Source organism: Bradyrhizobium sp. in8p8 (assembly GCF_000426845.1).
Lineage (GTDB): Bacteria > Pseudomonadota > Alphaproteobacteria > Rhizobiales > Xanthobacteraceae > Bradyrhizobium > Bradyrhizobium japonicum_C.
Genome location: NZ_AUGD01000004.1, coordinates 166,007 through 184,823, shown reverse-complemented (window position 1 = coordinate 184,823; position 18,817 = coordinate 166,007). Strand labels below are relative to the sequence as shown.

General features: G+C 64.8%; 14 protein-coding genes. 8 read left to right on the top strand and 6 right to left on the bottom strand.

Annotated elements, in window-relative coordinates:
• Positions 1-145: 145 nt before the first annotated feature.
• A complete protein-coding gene (locus tag K408_RS0113455; protein WP_024339147.1) occupies positions 146-2,737 on the bottom strand; it encodes a CHAT domain-containing tetratricopeptide repeat protein in 2,592 nt (863 codons plus the stop codon).
• Between the two features lie 59 nt (positions 2,738-2,796).
• Positions 2,797-3,546 carry a HugZ family pyridoxamine 5'-phosphate oxidase gene (locus K408_RS0113450; RefSeq protein WP_024339148.1) on the bottom strand — a complete coding sequence of 250 codons (750 nt, stop codon included), beginning with the start codon at positions 3,544-3,546 and terminating at the stop codon, positions 2,797-2,799.
• Between the two features lie 240 nt (positions 3,547-3,786).
• On the opposite strand from K408_RS0113450, the gene K408_RS0113445 reads away from it, so the two are divergent.
• From K408_RS0113445 to K408_RS0113425, 5 genes are all read left to right on the top strand, one after another.
• Positions 3,787-4,488, top strand: a complete 702-nt coding sequence (locus K408_RS0113445) for a response regulator transcription factor (protein WP_008542552.1) — start codon at positions 3,787-3,789, stop codon at positions 4,486-4,488.
• Between the two features lie 217 nt (positions 4,489-4,705).
• Positions 4,706-6,502 carry a sensor histidine kinase gene (locus K408_RS0113440; RefSeq protein ID WP_024339149.1) on the top strand — a complete coding sequence of 599 codons (1,797 nt, stop codon included), beginning with the start codon at positions 4,706-4,708 and terminating at the stop codon, positions 6,500-6,502.
• Positions 6,499-7,020, top strand: coding sequence for an HPr kinase/phosphorylase (locus tag K408_RS0113435; RefSeq protein WP_024339150.1), 522 nt, complete (start codon positions 6,499-6,501; stop codon positions 7,018-7,020). Before K408_RS0113440 ends, K408_RS0113435 begins: the two co-directional genes overlap by 4 nt.
• A 132-nt stretch (positions 7,021-7,152) precedes the next feature.
• Complete coding sequence (locus tag K408_RS0113430) at positions 7,153-7,554, top strand: PTS sugar transporter subunit IIA (protein WP_024339151.1); 402 nt, start codon at positions 7,153-7,155, stop codon at positions 7,552-7,554.
• Positions 7,551-7,868 (top strand): HPr family phosphocarrier protein, encoded by a 318-nt coding sequence (locus K408_RS0113425; RefSeq protein WP_024339152.1) that lies wholly within the window; start codon positions 7,551-7,553, stop codon positions 7,866-7,868. Before K408_RS0113430 ends, K408_RS0113425 begins: the two co-directional genes overlap by 4 nt.
• Before the next feature lie 112 nt (positions 7,869-7,980).
• Here the strand turns inward: K408_RS0113425 and K408_RS0113420 are convergent, their stop codons facing one another.
• Entirely contained in the window at positions 7,981-9,606 is a 1,626-nt protein-coding gene (locus tag K408_RS0113420) for a glycosyltransferase family 39 protein (RefSeq protein WP_024339153.1), read from the bottom strand.
• Between the two features lie 125 nt (positions 9,607-9,731).
• Between K408_RS0113420 and lepA the strand changes: the two genes are divergently transcribed.
• Positions 9,732-11,543, top strand: coding sequence for a translation elongation factor 4 (lepA, locus tag K408_RS0113415; protein WP_024339154.1), 1,812 nt, complete (start codon positions 9,732-9,734; stop codon positions 11,541-11,543).
• A 339-nt stretch (positions 11,544-11,882) separates the two neighbouring features.
• Here lepA and K408_RS0113410 read toward each other — a convergent pair whose 3' ends face one another.
• Positions 11,883-12,296 carry an SRPBCC family protein gene (locus K408_RS0113410; RefSeq protein ID WP_024339155.1) on the bottom strand — a complete coding sequence of 138 codons (414 nt, stop codon included), beginning with the start codon at positions 12,294-12,296 and terminating at the stop codon, positions 11,883-11,885.
• 159 nt (positions 12,297-12,455) lie between these two features.
• Positions 12,456-13,757, bottom strand: coding sequence for a serine hydrolase domain-containing protein (locus K408_RS0113405; RefSeq protein WP_024339156.1), 1,302 nt, complete (start codon positions 13,755-13,757; stop codon positions 12,456-12,458).
• Between the two features lie 189 nt (positions 13,758-13,946).
• On the opposite strand from K408_RS0113405, the gene K408_RS0113400 reads away from it, so the two are divergent.
• Positions 13,947-15,167, top strand: coding sequence for an MFS transporter (locus K408_RS0113400; RefSeq protein WP_024339157.1), 1,221 nt, complete (start codon positions 13,947-13,949; stop codon positions 15,165-15,167).
• Between the two features lie 35 nt (positions 15,168-15,202).
• Here the strand turns inward: K408_RS0113400 and K408_RS38020 are convergent, their stop codons facing one another.
• Positions 15,203-16,336 carry an OpgC domain-containing protein gene (locus K408_RS38020; RefSeq protein WP_024339158.1) on the bottom strand — a complete coding sequence of 378 codons (1,134 nt, stop codon included), beginning with the start codon at positions 16,334-16,336 and terminating at the stop codon, positions 15,203-15,205.
• A 481-nt stretch (positions 16,337-16,817) separates the two neighbouring features.
• On the opposite strand from K408_RS38020, the gene K408_RS0113390 reads away from it, so the two are divergent.
• Positions 16,818-18,782: a methyl-accepting chemotaxis protein gene (locus K408_RS0113390; RefSeq protein ID WP_024339159.1), complete on the top strand. Its 1,965-nt coding sequence runs from the start codon at positions 16,818-16,820 to the stop codon at positions 18,780-18,782.
• Positions 18,783-18,817: the final 35 nt, after the last annotated feature.

Below are 18,817 nucleotides of genomic sequence, written 5' to 3'. Positions count from 1 at the left end.
ATTTGGTTTATTCAAGGACCACGCCAAACTTCGCGCATGTCAGCCCTGAGTAGACGCATGCAGAAACCACAATGATCGCGCAACCAAAGGCGTGGTTGCGCGTTATGTCTGGTTATTGCGACGCACAATTCCTCGTCGCGTCTTCTTATCTTACCTCGCGTTCGCCGATCAGTGCGAATGGCGCCCACATCGCCGGATAGGCGTTCTGGGGCGAGGAGGTGTCATCAACAAACGTTAACATCGCGCGGCGCAGGGCCTCGGCACGCCCGATCGCTGGTTCGTTCTTGAGCAGCGCGAACGTCGACGTGGTCAGGCGGGTGGCCGCTTCGGAATCCACCGCCCAATGCGAGACCAGCAATGCGCGCGCGCCGGCATAGAAGAACGAGCGCGCCAATCCCGACAGCGCTTCCGCGCCGGGTTTGTCCCCGGCGATGGTGTTGCAGGCGGACAGCACCACCCAATCGGCGTTGAGCTTGAGCTGGGCCACCTCACTCGCGGTCAGCAGGCCGTCGTCGAGCTCCGTTGGCTGGTCGGGAATGGAAAGTGCAAGCGAGGGCTCACCCAATCCCTTGACGTCGCCGGCAACGAGGCCATGGGTGGCAAAGTAGACGATGCCGTATTGGGCAAGCGCTGCACGCTTCAGCGTCGTTTCGCTGGCCTCGCGGCCGAGATGGATGTCGGCCGCGGCGGCACCGACGTCCCTCGCCACCGCGTTAAGCTCATCGGCGGTATCGGGCAGTTGCGGCAACGCCTGAGCCAGTCGAGCGCGATCGACACCGGCACCGCGCCAGAATTCGGCATAGGCAATCGTCGCGATGCTGCGCGCGGCGATCTTGCCGCCCGCGGCACGACGATCGGCGGGTCCTTCAGCAGGGTTGAACACGGGATCGCCGAAACCGGTCATCGGCTTGACGCCGTGGTCCCTGCGCGCAAAGGCCCGAAGGGATTTGAGGCTGACCACCGACGGTAGCACCGAGACCGCCTGACGCCGCAGCAGCCAGGTGGCATCGCGATAGCCTTCGAGCTTGTCCGGGATCGGAGCCTGCGGCTTCTCCGTGACCAGCAGATGGAACGGCAGCGCGGTCAGCGCCGCCGACGGCACGACCAGCAGGTTACGCTTGTCCTTCGTCAGCACCTCGACCGGGCCAAGCAGCGCGAGATAGAGCTCGTGCGCCAGCGCAAGATCGAACAGTCCCGATTTTCCGGAGCTGTCCCGCGCCTTGCCGACGTCGAGCCCCTTGCGAAAAGCAGACACCTTCTGCGCCAGCAGATCCGCTCCGACATTGATCTCCTTCCAGTCGACACCCTCGCGCGTGATCGCGACCACATAGCTCTGACCCTTGGTGACGGAATAGATCACCATCGCCTCGTCGGCCGAGAGCAACGGCTGGATGTCCTTCACGGCCAGCGGGAGCGGATTGGAGAGCGAGGAATATTCGGGAAACTCGACGGCGAGCGTCTTCTGCAGGGCCGCGCGTTCGTTCGCAATCGAAGCGATCCGCGTCCGGCTGCGCTGCTCGGCCCCAACATCGCGTTGCGCCGAGGACTTCGACACCGCAGCGACGATCGCCTTGTCGAGCGCTTCAGCTTCGGCCGCGAGATCCTGGTCCTTGCGCACGAGCTCGGCGAGCCGGTCGGTGCCGGCGGCAAGCCGCACCGCAAGCTTGTTCACGGCAGACGCTGCGGAGGATTGCGTGCCGCGCTGGATCGCTGCGAGCGCGTCATCGAGCGCCTTGTCGCTCGCCAGCAGCGATTGCTGGCGCGCAGCGAACAGGATCGGCAACACGACGGGCAGCTGCGCACGGTTCGCGCCGAGCGTCTTCTGCGCGAGCGGCAAAGCGTCGACCGTCCGTCCCGTCGCTTGCAGGAAATGAGCAAGATTGCTCGTCGAGGTCGCGACGTCAGGGTGATCGGCTCCGAGTGCATGCTCGCGTATCGCCAGGGCCCGGCGGTAAAGGGGCTCTGCCTCCGCATGGCGCTTCTGGTGCTCGTAGAGCCCGGCTAGATTGTTGAGCGAGCGGGCGACGTCGGGATGCTCCGGCCCCAGCACTTTCTCGCGAATCGCGAGCGAGCGCTTGATCGGCGCTTCGGCATTGGCGTCGCGATTGAGATCGCGATTGAGCTGACCGATGTTGTTCAGGACGGTTGCAACAGCGGGATGCTCGGGCCCGGCGGCTTGATGATAGATCGCGAGCGCCCGCTGAAACAGCGGCTCGGCGTCGGCAAAACGCTCTTGCTTCACATGGAGCGTGGCGAGATTGTTCAAAGCTCGGCCTATATCGGGATGCTCGCGCGACAGGCTCTTTTCGCTGACGGCGAGCGCGCGCTTGAACAGCGGCTCCGCTTCAGTGAAGCGGCCTTGCCGTTGATACAGTGCGGCAAGGTTGTTCAGTTCGGGCGCGATCAAGCCCGTGTCGAGGCCGAGCGACTTCTCCATCAACGCAATGGCGCGCTTGTAGACCGGCTCGGCCAGATCGTCGCGGCCCTGGCCGGCATAGACCTGGCCGAGATTGTTGAGCGCGGCGGACAGTTCGCGACCGTCGTTGGTCTTCTCCAGGCTCGCGACCATGGCCTGGGCGAGCGGAAGCGCTTCCGCATATTTGCCGGCGCTCATGAGCGCGCTGATCCGCGCACCTTGCGCGGCCGGACTGGCCTTCTGGGCGAGAGCGGCCGTGGCACATGAGGTGGCGATCGCGAGTGCTACACCCACCGCCAGTGCCAAACGTCGATGCGTCATAACTCCTCGCTGCCAACCGGACCGGTTACGGCTTGGGTCGCTGCGACGGGCGGCGGCGTTCAAGGCGTTGCGCCCTGCTCCACCTTCTTGCGCGCCTCACCAGCGAGGCGGACCAGCATCTTGCGCAGCCCTGTGCCGTCCGTGACCCGCTCCGGGAAGTCCAGCCGCAGCGTCGCCTGGCCGTGCTGCATATCGAGGCCTTCAGGGTCACAACCGGTGCAGCGCCAGTCGCCCGAGGCCGCACCGAGGAGCCTTGTCGCATAGAGGTTCATGGCGTCCCGATGGTCGGCATTCATGTGCTCGACCGCGCCCTCGTCTGCCGCCAGCAGGTCCTCGGCGCCGGTGAGATCCGTCAGGAATTGCTCAGGCTTGAGATCGACGATCCGGCCAAATCCGGCGACCAGGTGAGTTCCCGTCGGCCGGATCCGAAAGAAGGAAAAATCCGTAAAGGAAACAAAGCCTTCTGCCGACGGATGGGCAGCGAGATACCGCCGCTGAAGCAGATCCTTGTCTGCGCCCGCCTCTTCCGCCCGGCCTGCCAGCATGATCCGGGCCCCTTCCAGGGGATCGCCGGCCACGCGCTCGTCCAGCATCAGCGAGACCCGGCTGTCCGCGAGGATGTTTCTCGTGTGCACAGCGAGGCGCGAGATCAGCAGGATCGGCGAGCCGTCGGGGTGGCTGGCGAGATTGACGAGGGAACAATAGGGATCGCCGCTGCCGGTCATCAGCGTCGCCAGGGCGCCTTGCCGAGACCGCCTCAGCAGCGATTTGGCTAGCTTTCCAGGGTCGAAGTCGGGAGTCGGTTGCATCGGCTTTCTCGGATCAGGTGGTTGCGTGGGGGGCCTTTTTTCGGGTAAACGGGGGCCCGGTTATGGGTCGAGATGCGGCGAATCTGCCGTGTTTCGTGGAACTTGGTCACACTTCAGCCCAGCTTGCATTGCTCGGTGACAAGGTTCGAACGCCACTTCGGCACCCATGTATGCGGCGCATCACTGGATTGCTCGCCGTTTCAAGCCACGACCCAAACGGAAAGCAGAAAGCAGAGGCTCATGCCCACAATCGCTTTGGTCGACGACGACCGCAACATTCTCACATCCGTCTCGATCGCTTTGGAAGCCGAAGGCTACCGCATCATGACCTACACCGACGGCGCCTCCGCGCTCGACGGCTTCCGCACCACCCAGCCTGATCTCGCCATCCTCGACATCAAGATGCCGCGCATGGACGGCATGGAGACGCTGCGCCGTCTGAGGCAAAAGTCCGACCTGCCGGTGATCTTCCTGACCTCGAAGGACGAGGAGATCGACGAGTTGTTCGGCCTCAAGATGGGCGCCGACGACTTCATCCGCAAACCGTTCTCGCAGCGCCTCCTGGTCGAACGCGTCAAGGCGGTGCTGCGGCGCTCGGCGCCGAAGGATCCGACCGTTGCGCCGAAGGAGAACGACGCCAAGGCGCTCGACCGCGGCCTGTTGCGCATGGATCCGGAACGGCATACCTGCACCTGGAAGAACGAGCCGGTGACGCTCACCGTCACCGAATTCCTGATCCTGCAGGCGCTCGCGACCCGTCCCGGTGTGGTGAAGAGCCGCAACGCGCTGATGGACGCCGCCTATGACGACCAGGTCTATGTCGACGACCGCACCATCGACAGCCACATCAAGCGGTTGCGCAAGAAGTTCAAGGTGGTCGACAACGAGTTCGAGATGATCGAGACGCTCTACGGTGTCGGCTATCGTTTCAAGGAGGCCTGAGGCTCTGCAGCCTCACAAACGACCAGGAGCATCGCCGGGCCCGATTTCCATCGGGGCCGGGATCGCTCTAAAGCGCGATGAGAACGGGATGAAGCGTCTCGCGCTTTGGGTTATCGTTTGAGCATGGTCTGTTCGGAAAACCGCTGCACGCTTTTCCGGATCATGCTCTAGGGTGCGGGGACCTTCTCGACCACTTGTCCTAACGCGGGCGTAAGCATTGCTTGACCGAACGCAGCCTGATCCCAACCCGAGCGTCGGGGATAGCACCTCCAACGGCGTTCAGGAGCTCGTTGCCGAGGACAAGCCGTCAGGCTTCCGGCCGCTGAACTGGCTGAAGCGCGCCGGGCAGTTCTTCTTCGCTCTCTCCTTCTCGAGCCTGACCCGCCGCATCGTCTCCCTCAATCTCGCCGGCCTCGTGGCGCTGGTTGCGAGCATCCTCTATCTGTCGCAATTCCGCGCCGGCCTGATCGACGCGCGCGCGCAGAGCCTGTTGGTGCAGGCCGAGATCATCGCCGGGGCGATCGCGGCCTCCGCGACGGTGCAGACCAACGCCATCACCATCGACCCCGACAGGCTGCTCGACCTCAAGCCGGGCGAGACCTATGGCGGCCCGGACGAGTATTCGCCGCTGGACTTCCCGATCAATCCCGAGCGCGTCGCGCCGGTGCTGCGCACGCTGATCTCGCCGACCAAGACCCGCGCCCGCATCTACGATCCGAACGGCAGCCTGCTGCTCGACAGCCGAAACCTCGAGAACGTGCTCCGCTTCGATCTGCCGCCTCCGGCCGCCAAGCCCGGTTTCGTCGAGCGCGGCATGGTCGCAGTGCGCACCTGGCTGAATCGCGGCGACCTGCCGCTTTATCGGGAGCTCGGGCCCGAGAACGGCAATGGCTATGCGGAGGTGGGCGACGCGCTTCAAGGGCAGAAGCGCTCGATGGTGCGGGTGAATGCGCGCGGCGAGGTGATCGTCTCGGTCGCCGTCCCCGTGCTGCGCTCGCGGGCCATTCACGGCGCCTTGATGCTGTCGACGCAAGGCGACGACATCGATCAGATGGTCACCGCCGAGCGCCTCGCCATCCTGAAGGTCGGTGGTGTCGCCGCCGCCGTCATGATCATGCTCTCGCTCTTGCTCGCGAGCACCATCGCGGGCCCCGTGCGCCGGCTCGCCGACAGTGCCGAGCGCGTCCGCCGCCGCATCAAGGCCCGCATCGAGATTCCCGATTTCACCCGCCGCCGCGACGAGATCGGCCATCTCTCCGGCGCGCTGCGCGACATGACCAGCGCGCTCTACAGCCGCATCGAGGCGATCGAGATGTTCGCCGCCGACGTCGCCCATGAATTGAAGAACCCGCTGACCTCGCTGCGCTCGGCGGTCGAGACGCTGCCGCTCGCGCGCAATGAGAACAGCCGCGCACGCCTCCTCGAGGTGATCGAACACGACGTCAAGCGGCTCGACCGGCTGATCTCCGACATCTCCGACGCCAGCCGGCTCGATGCCGAGCTGCAGCGGCAGGATGCGGTCCCGGTCGATTTGCGCCGCCTGCTGACGACGCTGGTGTCGGTCGCCAACGAGACCAAGCTCGGCCACGACGTCGCGGTCGAGACCCGCTTCGAGGGCCGCAGCCCGACCGACACCTTCGCCGTGAGCGGCCACGATTCGCGACTCGGACAGGTCGTCTCCAACCTGCTCTCCAACGCACAATCGTTCTCCGAACGCGGCAGCAAGGTGCGCCTCACCTGCCGCCGGGTCCGCGGCGAGATCGAGATCGTGGTCGACGATGATGGTCCCGGCATTCGCGACGACGCGCTGGAGCGCATCTTCGAGCGCTTCTACACCGACCGACCGCATCAGGGATTTGGCCAGAACTCCGGCCTCGGCCTGTCGATCTCCAAGCAGATCGTCGACGCCCATGGCGGACGCATCTGGGCCGAGAACCGCGCAGGCCCGCCCGATGACGAAGGCGTCCCGACCGTATCAGGCGCGCGCTTCGTGGTGAGGCTGCCGGCGCTATGAGCGATGGGCCCAGCGTTCACGCCTCCGCCGTCATGGTCGGGACTTGTGCGGTGCTGATCCGCGGGCCCTCCGGCTCGGGCAAGTCGCGCCTCGCGTTTGATTTGATCATGGCGGGACGCGCCGGCCTGGTCGAAAGGACCGTTCTGGTCGGCGATGACCGTGTCCATCTGGCGACAGTCGGCCATGAAATTGAGGTCCGCCCCGCCGCGCCGCTGGTGGGACTGATCGAGATCCGGGGCCTCGGCATCCGCAGCTGCGACTTCGTGGAGCATGCGACCGTCGGTCTCGTCGTTGATCTGCATGCCGCGGACGCGGAGCGACTGCCCCCAGCCGAGTCCCTGAAAACCAGCATTTTGGGTGTCGAAATACCGCGAATCCCGGTGGCCCGCGACTATTCGCCCCTTCCCCTGGTTGTCGCGGCCTTGACCACTACCAAGAGTTCATCTTCCGTTAACCTTTCCGGCGATTGTTTGAAGGGAAATGGTAACCATATGAACCCCAGTATCGCGACCGAGTGACCGGCGCAGCTCCCCTTATCCATCCGTCTATATTCAGGGAGATACGCAACATCCCCTCTTGCGCGGGGGCTCTGGATGGTCAAAGTGGCGCGTTCGTGCGGTGCACCAAAAGCGCCCGCGAGGAGTTTTCCGATGATTGGTCTAGTACTTGTGACCCACGGGCGCCTTGCCGACGAATTCAAGGCGGCGCTTGAGCATGTCATGGGTCCGCAAAAACAAATCGAGGCGATCACGATCGGCGCCGAAGACGATTCCGATCTCTGCCGAAGCGACATCATCGAGGCGGTCAACCGCGTCGATTCCGGCGACGGCGTTGCCATCCTCACCGACATGTTCGGCGGCACGCCCTCGAACCTCGCAATATCCTGCATGAGCCGGCCAAAGGTCGAAGTGCTCGCCGGCATCAACCTGCCCATGCTGGTGAAGCTCGCCAAGGTGCGCGAGGAGCGGTCGCTGCCCGATGCGATCGCGATGGCCCAGGAAGCGGGCCGCAAATACGTCACCATCGCCAGCCGCGTGCTCGCCGGCAAATGAGCGACGAGGCGTCACAAGCGGGGACAGGCGTGCCCGCAGGCGCGATCTCCAAGGATCTTCTGATCGTCAACAAGCGCGGCCTGCATGCCCGCGCCTCCGCGAAGTTCGTCCAGGCGGTCGAGCGCTTCGATGCGCAGGTGTGGGTGACGCGCGGCGGCGAGACCGTCGGCGGCACCTCGATCATGGGCCTGATGATGCTCGCCGCAGGCCCCGGCACGACCATCACGGTATCCGCCGCCGGGAGCGATGCCGAAGCGGCGCTCGCGGCCATTACCGAGCTCGTCGAGAGCAAGTTCAACGAGGAAGGGGTTTAGGCCCGATCGTCATTCCGGGATGGTGCGAAGCATCACCTCCGGAATCTCGAGGTTCTCAGGTGCGCAATCGCGCACCGTATTCACGCGTCGCGCGTTGGGAACGACAGCAATCTCACTTCGCCGGCGGCGCGATGTAGATGTTCCAGCTCATGGCCGGGCCGGCCTTGCCGTGGGTGAAGCGGCGCGTCGTCATCACGATGCGCTCGGCGTTGGGCGCGACTTCCGACACCCATTTCTCGAACTTGGGCAGCCGGCCGTCGGTCGGATCGAACACGCCGATGAAGCCGTACGTCTTGGCGTCATCGCGCGAGGTCAACCCGGAATCCCAGGCCTCGAGCGGCAGCAATGCGGACGGATGATCCGGGCTGTAGAACACCATCGGCTGGATCGACTCCATGGTGCCGGCGACGACGGCCCAGCGCGAGGCAAAGCGCGCGTGCCAGGCCTGGGTCAGCTCGCGCGCCAGCTCCGAGCGCGCGCCGTAGGTCGCGGTGTTGCCGGAATTGGCCGCCATCTCGCGCGCGGCGATCCAGGGCGAGGCAGCGAGTGTCGCGACGCTGAGCACGAGCCAGATCGCGGCGATGTTGAACAGCACGGCGCCCTGCACGCGCAGCGTCGGGATCGCGACCAGGGCGAGCGGGACCAGGAAGAACAGCGAGATTCCCCAATCGGTCTTCATGTAGATGCTGAAGACCAGCGCGCCGAGCGGCGGGCCGAGGGCGACGACGACCTGGATGATCCAGACGTTCAACGCCTGCGAGACGTTGACGCCGGAATTGCCGCCGCGTGCCCAGGCACGCGTGACGATGCGCGAGGGGGCGCGCAGCAGCAGCCTGCCCCAAGGCGGCACCAGCGCCATAGCCAGCGCCGCGAGCGCCACCGGCAGGGCCAGCAGTCCGAGATTGTGCAGCACGTAGCCCGCGACGAGCTGGTGCACCTGAGCGCTGTCGGCGAGGCTGTAGGTGTCGCCGGCATAGGTCAGCGGCACGAAATGCGCATCTGCAAGCCACACGATGTGCGGGATCATCGCCGCGACCATCGTCATGATCGCGACCCACGGCGCAGGCGACGACAGGAAGCGCAGCCGCTCCGGATGGATCAGCGCGGCAAGACCGATGGCGCCGATCATGGTCAGCACCCAATACTTGGTCATCAGCGCCAGCGCGCCGGCCAGGCCGAGCAGGATTCCGGATTGCCAGCTCCGCCTCTCGAATGCGTTCAGATAAGCGAGCACCAACAGCGGCAGCGTGACGAGCTGCAACAGATCCGGGTTGTACTTGAATCCCTTGAAATTGAAGATCGGATAGAGCGCGATCATCACCACGACCAGGAACGCGCGGCGCGCATCCACCACGCGCAAGCTCACGAACCAGCAGATCACCATGCCGACGCTCACCGTCGTCATCGCGAGCGCATAGGTCGCCCAGTCCGCCGCCGGGAACGCGCTGAACCAGAGGCCGGCCACCCAGCCCGACAGCGGCGGGTGCTTGCCATAGCCCCAGAGGAATTTCTGGCCCCAGCCCCAGGCTTCTGCGACGTCCATGTGAACGTCCTGCGCCGCCTTGAGATTGATCAGGATGAAGGTCCAGAGCACCGCATGCAGGATGGCGAACTGGATCACCAGCCACAGGCGCGCCTCGGGGCGGACCGCGCAGGCAACCAGCCAGGCCCGGAAGCGGTCATAACTCACCCGGGTTCTGACGCGCGGTCGGGCAGAGGGAATCGAGGTGGTGGACATGAGCCTGGACATGGGCCGTGCGTAGCGCGTTTTGGCCCGTGTTGGAATCAGCTTGGCGTGAACAAAGACCCTGAAATTACAGCAATATGGTTGCCGCACGGGGATGTGAGTGGTATCCCGCGCCCATGACGACCGTCCCCATTTCCAACATCCGCAACTTCTCCATCGTCGCCCATATCGACCATGGCAAATCGACGCTGGCCGACCGCCTGATCCAGATGACGGGCGGCCTCTCCGACCGCGAGATGGCGGGCAAGGAGCAGGTGCTCGATTCCATGGACATCGAGCGCGAGCGCGGCATCACCATCAAGGCGCAGACGGTGCGCCTTCAGTACCGCGCCAAGGACGGCAAGGATTACATCTTCAACCTGATGGACACGCCCGGCCATGTCGACTTCGCCTACGAAGTCTCGCGGTCGCTGGCGGCGTGCGAGGGTTCCCTGCTCGTGGTCGACGCCAGCCAGGGCGTCGAAGCGCAGACGCTCGCCAACGTGTACCAGGCGCTCGACAACAATCACGAGATCGTTCCCGTCCTGAACAAGGTCGACCTGCCCGCCGCCGAGCCCGAGAAGGTCAAGCAGCAGATCGAGGACGTCATCGGCATCGACGCCTCGGATGCAGTGATGATCTCGGCCAAGACCGGCCTCGGCGTTCCCGACGTGCTGGAGGCTATCGTCACCCGCCTGCCGCCGCCGAAGGGCGATCGCGACGCGACGCTGAAGGCGCTCCTGGTCGACAGCTGGTACGACGTCTATCTCGGCGTCGTCGTGCTGGTGCGCATCGTCGACGGCACGATGCGGAAGGGCCAGCGCGTGCGCATGATGGGCACGGGCGCGGCTTACGACGTCGAGCGCGTCGGCTTCTTCACGCCGAAGATGCAGCAGGTCGAGGAGCTCGGCCCCGGCGAGATCGGCTTCATCACCGCCGCGATCAAGGAAGTCGCCGACACCCGCGTCGGCGACACCATCACCGACGACAGGAAGCCGGTCGCCGAGATGCTGCCGGGCTTCAAGCCCGCGATCCCCGTCGTGTTCTGCGGCCTGTTCCCGGTCGATGCCGACGACTTCGAGACGCTGCGCGCCGCGATGGGCAAGCTGCGCCTCAACGACGCCAGCTTCTCCTTCGAGATGGAGACCTCTGCCGCGCTCGGCTTCGGCTTCCGCTGCGGCTTCCTCGGGCTGCTGCACCTCGAGATCATCCAGGAGCGGCTGTCGCGCGAGTTCGACCTCAACCTGATCGCGACCGCGCCGAGCGTCATCTACAAGATGAAGCTCACCGACGGCCAGGAGATCGAGATCCACAATCCCGTCGACATGCCCGATGTGGTCAAGATCGCGGAGATCGACGAGCCCTGGATCGAGGCGACGATCCTGACGCCGGACGAATATCTCGGCAGCGTCCTGAAGCTGTGCCAGGACCGCCGCGGCTCCCAGAAGGAGCTCACCTATGTCGGCTCCCGCGCCATGGTGAAATACGACCTGCCGCTCAACGAGGTCGTGTTCGACTTCTACGACCGCCTGAAGTCGGTCTCCAAGGGCTACGCCTCGTTCGACTATCACCTCACCGACTACAAGCCGGCCGATCTGGTCAAGATGCAGATCCTGGTCAATGGCGAGCCGGTCGACGCGCTCTCGATGCTGGTCCATCGCACCCGCGCCGAGGGACGTGGCCGCGCCATGGTCGAGAAGATGAAGGAGCTGATCCCGCCGCACATGTTCCAGATCCCGATCCAGGCGGCGATCGGCGGCAAGGTGATCGCGCGCGAGACGGTGCGCGCGCTGCGCAAGGACGTCACCGCCAAGTGCTACGGCGGCGACATCACGCGCAAGCGCAAGCTTCTGGAGAAGCAGAAGGAAGGCAAGAAGAAGATGCGGCAGTTCGGCAAGGTCGACATCCCGCAGGAGGCCTTCATTGCCGCACTGAAGGTGGATAGCTGAGCAACGGGGCTTCACTCGTCGCGAACCGCCGTCATGCCCGGGCTCGTCCCGGGCATTCACGTTTCTGGAGCGACAAGAGCCGTAGATGGCCGGGCAAGCCCGACCATGACGACGATGTGGAGCAGAATTCGTCGCGGGACCGGTTCGGCCGACCCGTTCAGCACCCCGCGACACAAAACCGCGAAAACAACCCCATGCACAGTAGCCGCCCTCGTGGCGGGCTTGCGCTTTTTCGATTTTGCGAAGTTGGCTTGCTCCGTCGGGCAAAACAGGGGTACGGTGTCAGCATCGCAGGGTGTGTGATGCAGGCGCAGTCAGTGCGTCCGGCTCGCCGAACATTCACACCTTCTGCTTCGCCTCGACGTATCGCGCGAAATTATCGAGGATCGCCTGCCAACCGCCCCGCTGCTGCTCCTCTGAGTGCGTCGTTTCGGCATCGAAGACAACGCGGACGAGGACGCCATTCGCGCCGGGCACGAACTCGACCTCGGCCTTGCGGTCGCCGAACGCGTACTCGATCCGCTTGTGCTCCACGATCTTCGTGTAGGTGCCGGCGAAGTCGAAGCCCATGTTGCCGTCCTTGGCTTCCATTCGCGACGAGAAGGCCCCGCCCTCCCGCAGGTCGACCGTCGCCTTGGTCGTATGCCAGTCGTCGGACGCCGCATTCCACTTCACGATATCGGCAGGCGTCGTATAGGCGCGCCAGACCTGATCGATCGGGGCTGCTACGCTGGTTTCGACGGTGATCCTCATCGGTATTCTCCAGTTCAATTCATGCAGTCGAGGTGACGACATCCCGGGTGCCGGGCCATCCGCGGCAGGTCCGCGATTGTGGACCTAGGACGATCGAACCTCGCCTGCGCCGACACGGTGGTCGCAAATATCTGGGGTATATAAGGCGGCGTCAGGTCGTCATTGCCCGAGTTGCTGAAGCACGGCAGACCACAACGCGAGCGGCTCCCTGAGGCCTCCGGGCTCGGTCGGCTTCTTGCGAACGGCAGTGTGCACCATGACGAGCTTGGAGGCCGGATCGACCAGGATGACCTGACCGCGAATGCCGCGCAGAGCAAATCGGCGCTGCTCGCCCGGAAGAAGCCACACCTGATAGCCGTATCCGAAATAGGGCGTGGCCACGCGCGGAGCGAGATGGCGATCCTCGGGCCTGACGGTCGTGGCATCCAGAAGCCACTGCCGCGGGATCAGCTGCCGACCTTCCCACGCGCCGTCATGGGCGAGCAAGCGGGCCAGGCGCGCGTAGTCCCGCAAGGTTGCGTTGAAGCAGCAGAACGCGATCTCCTGCCCGCTACCGTCTATCGCCCACGACGCATCCGCTTCGGTGCCGATGGGGTCCCAGATCCGGTCGTGGAGATAGTCGGCGACCGGCGTGCCGGTGACGGAGCGCAGGACCAGGCCGAGTATCTCGGTCTCAACGCTTGCATAGTGCCATCTGGTCCCCGGTGGTGCGGTCCGGTTGTTGAATTGCGCGACGATCTCCGCGGGGTCTCTCGGCTCACCAGCAAACAGCGCCCGCCTCAGCCGGGCAATGTCATCTTTCCCATCATAGACTTCGGAAAACGCGACGCCCGACGACATGTTCAACAAAGCGCGGAGCGATGTGTTGCCATATTCCGTTCCTGCGAGGGCGGGCACGTAGGTCGAGACGACGTCGTCGATCGACTTGATCCGCCCCTCCGAGACCGAGATCCCGACCAGCATGGCCACCAGCGTCTTCGCCATGGACTGCGAGAGAAAGCGGTCGCGGTCGGTCCGCGAATATTGATAGTGCTCGTACAGGATGGTGTCGTCCCTGGCGATCAGGAGCCCCGTCACCGGGTTGCGCTTGAGATAGTCCCCGATGCTCAGCCGTTCGGTACCAAAGCTGTACGTTATCGATGGCTCAGGCGCGCGCTTGAAGTGCCACGGCGCCGCCGCGCGACGAACCGTGCGCGAGCGATGGATGTCGCCGAAACGGCTGTAGACGCCGACCAGCTTGTCGAGCTGAGTGGCTGTGGCCCGGGTGCCGACCGGATAACCCTCAGCCGCGCCGTAGAGTTCGGCGTCGGGACCGCTGTCCGAGAAGACCGGCCCCGGCTCGCGCAGCGAGCTTCTGCCGTCCTGTGCGCATGCCGGAGGTGCCGAGACCGCGACGGCGAAAACGACGGAAACGAACAGCCTGCGGCAATCGCGCAGCCTGCAGAGCGCTTCCCGCCTCATTGAACTTGTCTCCTCACACATTCCTGTGTGTGCGCTCATGAGAACAACCTCGCAGGCCGGGGACCAAGGCATGCTACCAAAGCGGACAGACAGTGTCAGCGTGCCGTTGCGGCCACCTTGCCCTCGCGCGGAAGTTAGGCCACCATCCCGCCGCGCACCACCAACAAGACAAACAGCGCGGGGAAACGCATGAGCAGGCCAGCACGCTTCGACTATGGCTGGGTCGTTGTCGCCGCGGGCGCACTGATGACCTGTGTCGGGTTCGGCACGATGCTGTCGCTCGCGGTGTTTCTGCAGCCGATCTCGGAAGCGATGGGCTGGTCGCGCGCCGGCGTCTCGGCGGCGGCGACGCTGGATTTCCTCTGCATGGGATTTGCCGCGTTCCTGTGGGGCACGTTGTCGGATCGTTTCGGCACCCGCATCGTGGTGCTCTCGGGAAGCCTGCTGCTGGGGCTCGGGCTGGTGACGGCGAGCCAGGCGACAACCCTGTGGCAGTTCCAGCTTTGCTTCGGCGTTCTGATCGGCATCGCCGTCGGCAGCTTCTATGCACCGATGATGGCGCTCGCGAGCGCCTGGATCGAGAAGAACCGCAGCCTTGCGGTGGCGCTGGTCTCCGCCGGCATGGGCGTTTCTCCGGTGACGATCGCGCCGGCCGCGAGCTGGCTGATCACGGCCTATGACTGGCGCACCGCGATGCTGGTGATCGGCATTGCCGCCTGGGCGCTGTTGATCCCCGCCTGCTTCCTGGTGCGTCCGGCGCCGGCGGCCCCCGCGCCGGCGACGGCGGACGAGGCAGCCGCCGTTGAGCTGACCGCAGCGCAGGCGCTGCGCACGCCGCAATTCATCGCACTCGCCGCGGCCCATTTCGCCTGTTGCGCCGCGCATTCCGGCCCGATCTTCCACATGGTGTCTTATGCGATGGTCTGTGGCATCGCCCCGCTCACGGCGGTGACGGTCTACAGCGTCGCCGGCGTCTCCGGCCTCGGAGGACGCCTGCTGCTGGGCGTGCTGGCCGATCGCATGGGCGCGAAGCCCGTGCTGGTCGGCGGGCTGTTCGTGCAGGCGATGTGCATCGCGACCTATCTCGCGGTGGCGCAACTCGGCGAGTTCTACGCGCTCTCGGTGGTGTTCGGCCTCGCCTATGGCGGGGTGATGCCGCTCTATGCGGTGCTGGTCCGCGAATACTTCGGCGCGCGCATCATGGGCACCGTGTTCGGCGCGGTGTCGGCCTTCGCCAGCCTCGGCATGGCGCTGGGGCCCTGGGCCGGCGGAATCGTGTTCGATAACTTCCAGCGCTACACTTGGCTGCACGCCGGCTCATTCGCGATCGGCCTCGCCGCCGTCGCAGTGGCGCTGAGCTTTCCGACCAGGCGCCGGCCGTCGCTCGATCTCGGTCGCGCCGCGGTCTGACATCTGCATGATGCGCCTGTGCGGTCGCGGTCGACCTACAATGGCCTGAGATTGGGCAAGACGCCGCGATCTATCGCGGCGAGCGACATCGCCAGGGCGCTCATCAGGACCAAGCCAAGCAGGGTGACCAGCGTCTGCGATGCCAGGCCGTTCGAGCCCAGGCTGAGCAGCGCATGGGCTGCAAAGGACAGCAGAACGCTGACGCAATAGATCGCGAGCGAATACTCGCCGCACCGTATCAGCGGCACCAGCGATCTGGCTTTCAAGATGCTGGCATTGCTCGGAAGAAAACGCCAACAGAGCAGCGCGAGCGCAGCAAAATGCAACAATCGCAGGATGTCGAGATTGGTCTTGTCGACGGGATAGATCAGACGCGACAGCCAGGCCGGCACATAGGCTTCGATCGCGTGGATCTGCCAGCCCAGAGTGATCACGAACGAGAACAGCACGTAGCCCGCCGCCAGGACGGCAAGCATCCGGGAGTTGAGAATGGCGAGCTGCCAATCACCGCGGTTCGCTCCCCACCAGATGCCGATCACGAACAGCAACTGCCAGTTCAGCGGATTGAAGTAGAGTTGCCCCTTTGGATAGGCCGGGATGTACCAGTCGAACAGGTGGGCGCAAACATAAAGAGCCACGGATCCGGCCAGGGCCAGCGGCCAGGCGCCGATCGTCAACGGCACGATGAGAACGAGCGCGAAGTGAAGTATGACCATCAGGAGCAGAGGATCCAGATTGACCGGCGTATATCGCAGCAGCGCGGCCTGCAGCAGTGTTTCCGCGGGCTGTTGCAGCAGGACGGCCAGGTTGGCGTGATCGAACATGTCGAGCTGCCATGCCGCGATGTAGGACACTTCCGCCAGCAACAGGACGACCGTCAAAATCTGCGCGATATAGATTTCGAACGAACGCCGCAACATGCGCAGGCTCGCCGCCGCAAAGCCGGAGCTGCGCAACAGATCGCCGTACACGATGCCGGACGCCAAGCCCGACAGAAACACGAGAATCTCTGCCGCATCGCTGAAGCCGAAATTCTTGGGCGTGAACCTGTTGAGATAAGTTTCCGGGATGTGATTGATATAGATCCACCATAGGGAAAGGCCCCGAAAGAGATCGATCCGAAGATCGCGCTCCTTCAGAGGTGCCGGTATGGTCGAATTCCAATTCACTCCCGCGCACTGCCTTTCGTCATCGGAGCACCGCCCCGTCGGCGCGCGCTTGCCCGATCGCCTCGCGGGACGTGGTCTTGCCGTATGGTCCGCCGGAGAAGGTACATTGCCGCTTTGCTATGGTCCAGAAAGCATCTCGCCGCGTTGCCCTCGTCGCTGAGATCCAGGAATGGTGGCGAGGCCCTCGCGTTCGAACGATGCTCCGGCGTCGAACGACGCATCGCCTGGTCCCATCAGCCAGATGGATCAACATCGGGCTTCGACCGCTCACGCCGGTTCCGCGACTTGCACTGGTCGCCTGCAGGAATGACTGCGCGCGTTGCCTTTGCTCGCGGCAAACCACCATGCGCCCGTTGCAGCGAGTCATGCAAAGGGATGACGGCGTCTCCGTTAAAACACGGGGGCCATCCGGCCTTATTGTTAAGCAATTTCTGCAACCATTCCCACCAAAGCAGAATTTGGAAATACCCGGGAATTGTTCATGTTCAAGATCAAGTCGATTGCCGCCCGCCTGATCCTCGCCATCGCACTCACAGTGGCAGTGGCCTGCGCCATCCTCTCCGGCTTCTCGATCACCCAGCAGCGGGCGCTGACGCGGATGGCGCTCGATCAGCAGCTCAAGCTGCAATATGAGAGCGTGATTGCGGCGATCGACTATGAAGGGCGTTCGGCACTGGCCGTCTCCGCCGTGATCGCGGCGCTGCCGCCGGTTGGCGATGCCATAGCGAAGGGCGACCGCGACAGCCTGGCCGCACTGCTCGGCGAGGCCAACAAATCGCTGAAAGCGCAGGGTATCCCACTCATCACCTTCCAGGTTCCGCCCGCGGTCGCATTTTACCGTGTACATGCTCCCAAGGTGTTCGGCGATGACGTCTCGGCGCGCCGGGAGACCGTGGTCGAGGCGATCAAGGGCGGCCGGCAGATCGTCGGCGTCGAGCCCGGCCGGGAGGCGCTTGGCATCTTCGGCATGACACCGATCGTGCGAGGCGGCAAAAGCCTTGCCAACGTTGATATCGGCGCAGCCTTCGGCAAGGAATTCGTCGACCGCGCCAAGAAGCGCTTTGGCATCGACCTCGCAGTCTACTCGCTCGACGGCAAGAACCTGAACAAGCTGTCGTCAACCTTTGGCGACACGGTCGTCACCACGCTGGATCAGCTGAAGAACGCAATCGACGGTTCGGTGGTCCGGCATGCGGCCGAGCTCGACGGTCATCCAGTCGAGGTCTATGCCGGACTTATCAAGAACTATGCGGGAGCGCCCGTCGGCGTGCTCGAGATCATCAAGGACACGAGCGAGTATGAGGCCGCGTTCGCCACAGCCGAGCGCAACCTGATCCTCGGCACGCTTGCGATCCTTGCCGTCACGATCGTGCTGGCCCTGCTGCTCGGGCGAGGCCTGTCGCGGCCGCTTACCGCGATCACTGCGGTCATGAACCGGCTGTCGAGCGGCGATACCAGCGTCACCATTCCCGGAAGCGAACGCACGGACGAACTCGGCACCATGGCCAAGGCGGTCGACGTGTTCCGCCGCAACATGCTCGAGGCGGGCGCCCTGCGCGAGGCGCAGGAAGCGGACAGGGCCAGGGCCGAGATCGAGAAGCAGGCACTCCAGCGCCAGATGGCCGACCGCTTCGAGGCCGACGTCAAGGGCGTGGTGGCCGCCGTGGCAAAGGCGACCGAGGGCATGCAGAGCGTGGCCGGCGAGATCACCACCAGCGTCAACGGCACCTCGCAGCGAGCTTCCGCCGCAGCGACGGCCTCCGAGGAAGCCTCGGCCAGCGTCAATGCCGTCGCGGCAGCGACGGAGGAGCTGGCCTCATCCGTTAACGAGATCGGCCGTCAGGTCACCCATTCCAGCGAGGTTGCGAGCGGCGCCGTCCGCAAGGCCGCGGAGACGACCGAGATGGTCACGAGCCTTGCCACCGCCGCCGAGCGCATCGGCGACGTGCTGCGGCTGATCAGCGAAATCGCCAGCCAGACCAACCTGCTCGCGCTCAACGCCACGATCGAGGCCGCCCGCGCGGGCGAAGCCGGCCGCGGCTTTGCCGTGGTCGCCGCCGAAGTGAAGGAGCTGGCGAGCCAGACCGCGAAGGCGACCGACGAGATCGCAAGCCAGGTCACCGCAATCCAGGCCGCCACCGGAAATTGCGTCACCGCAATCTCCGGCATCAGCGACACCATCCGCGAGATCAGCGGCATCGCCAACACGATCGCCGCCGCGGTCGAGGAACAGGGCTCGGCAACGCGGGAGATCGCCCGCAGCGTGCAGCAGGCCTCGGCCGGCACCACGGACGTCTCGGCCAATGTCGCCGGCGCCAGCCAGTCCGCCGACCAGTCCCGGGCGCTGGCCGGCGACGTCATGGTTGCCACGGGCGAGCTGGGACAACATGCCTCGGTGCTGATCCGAAGCGTGGATACGTTTCTGGCCGGACTGCGGGCAGCCTGAGATCTCTTCACCTCGCCCCTTGAAAGAGGGGCGAG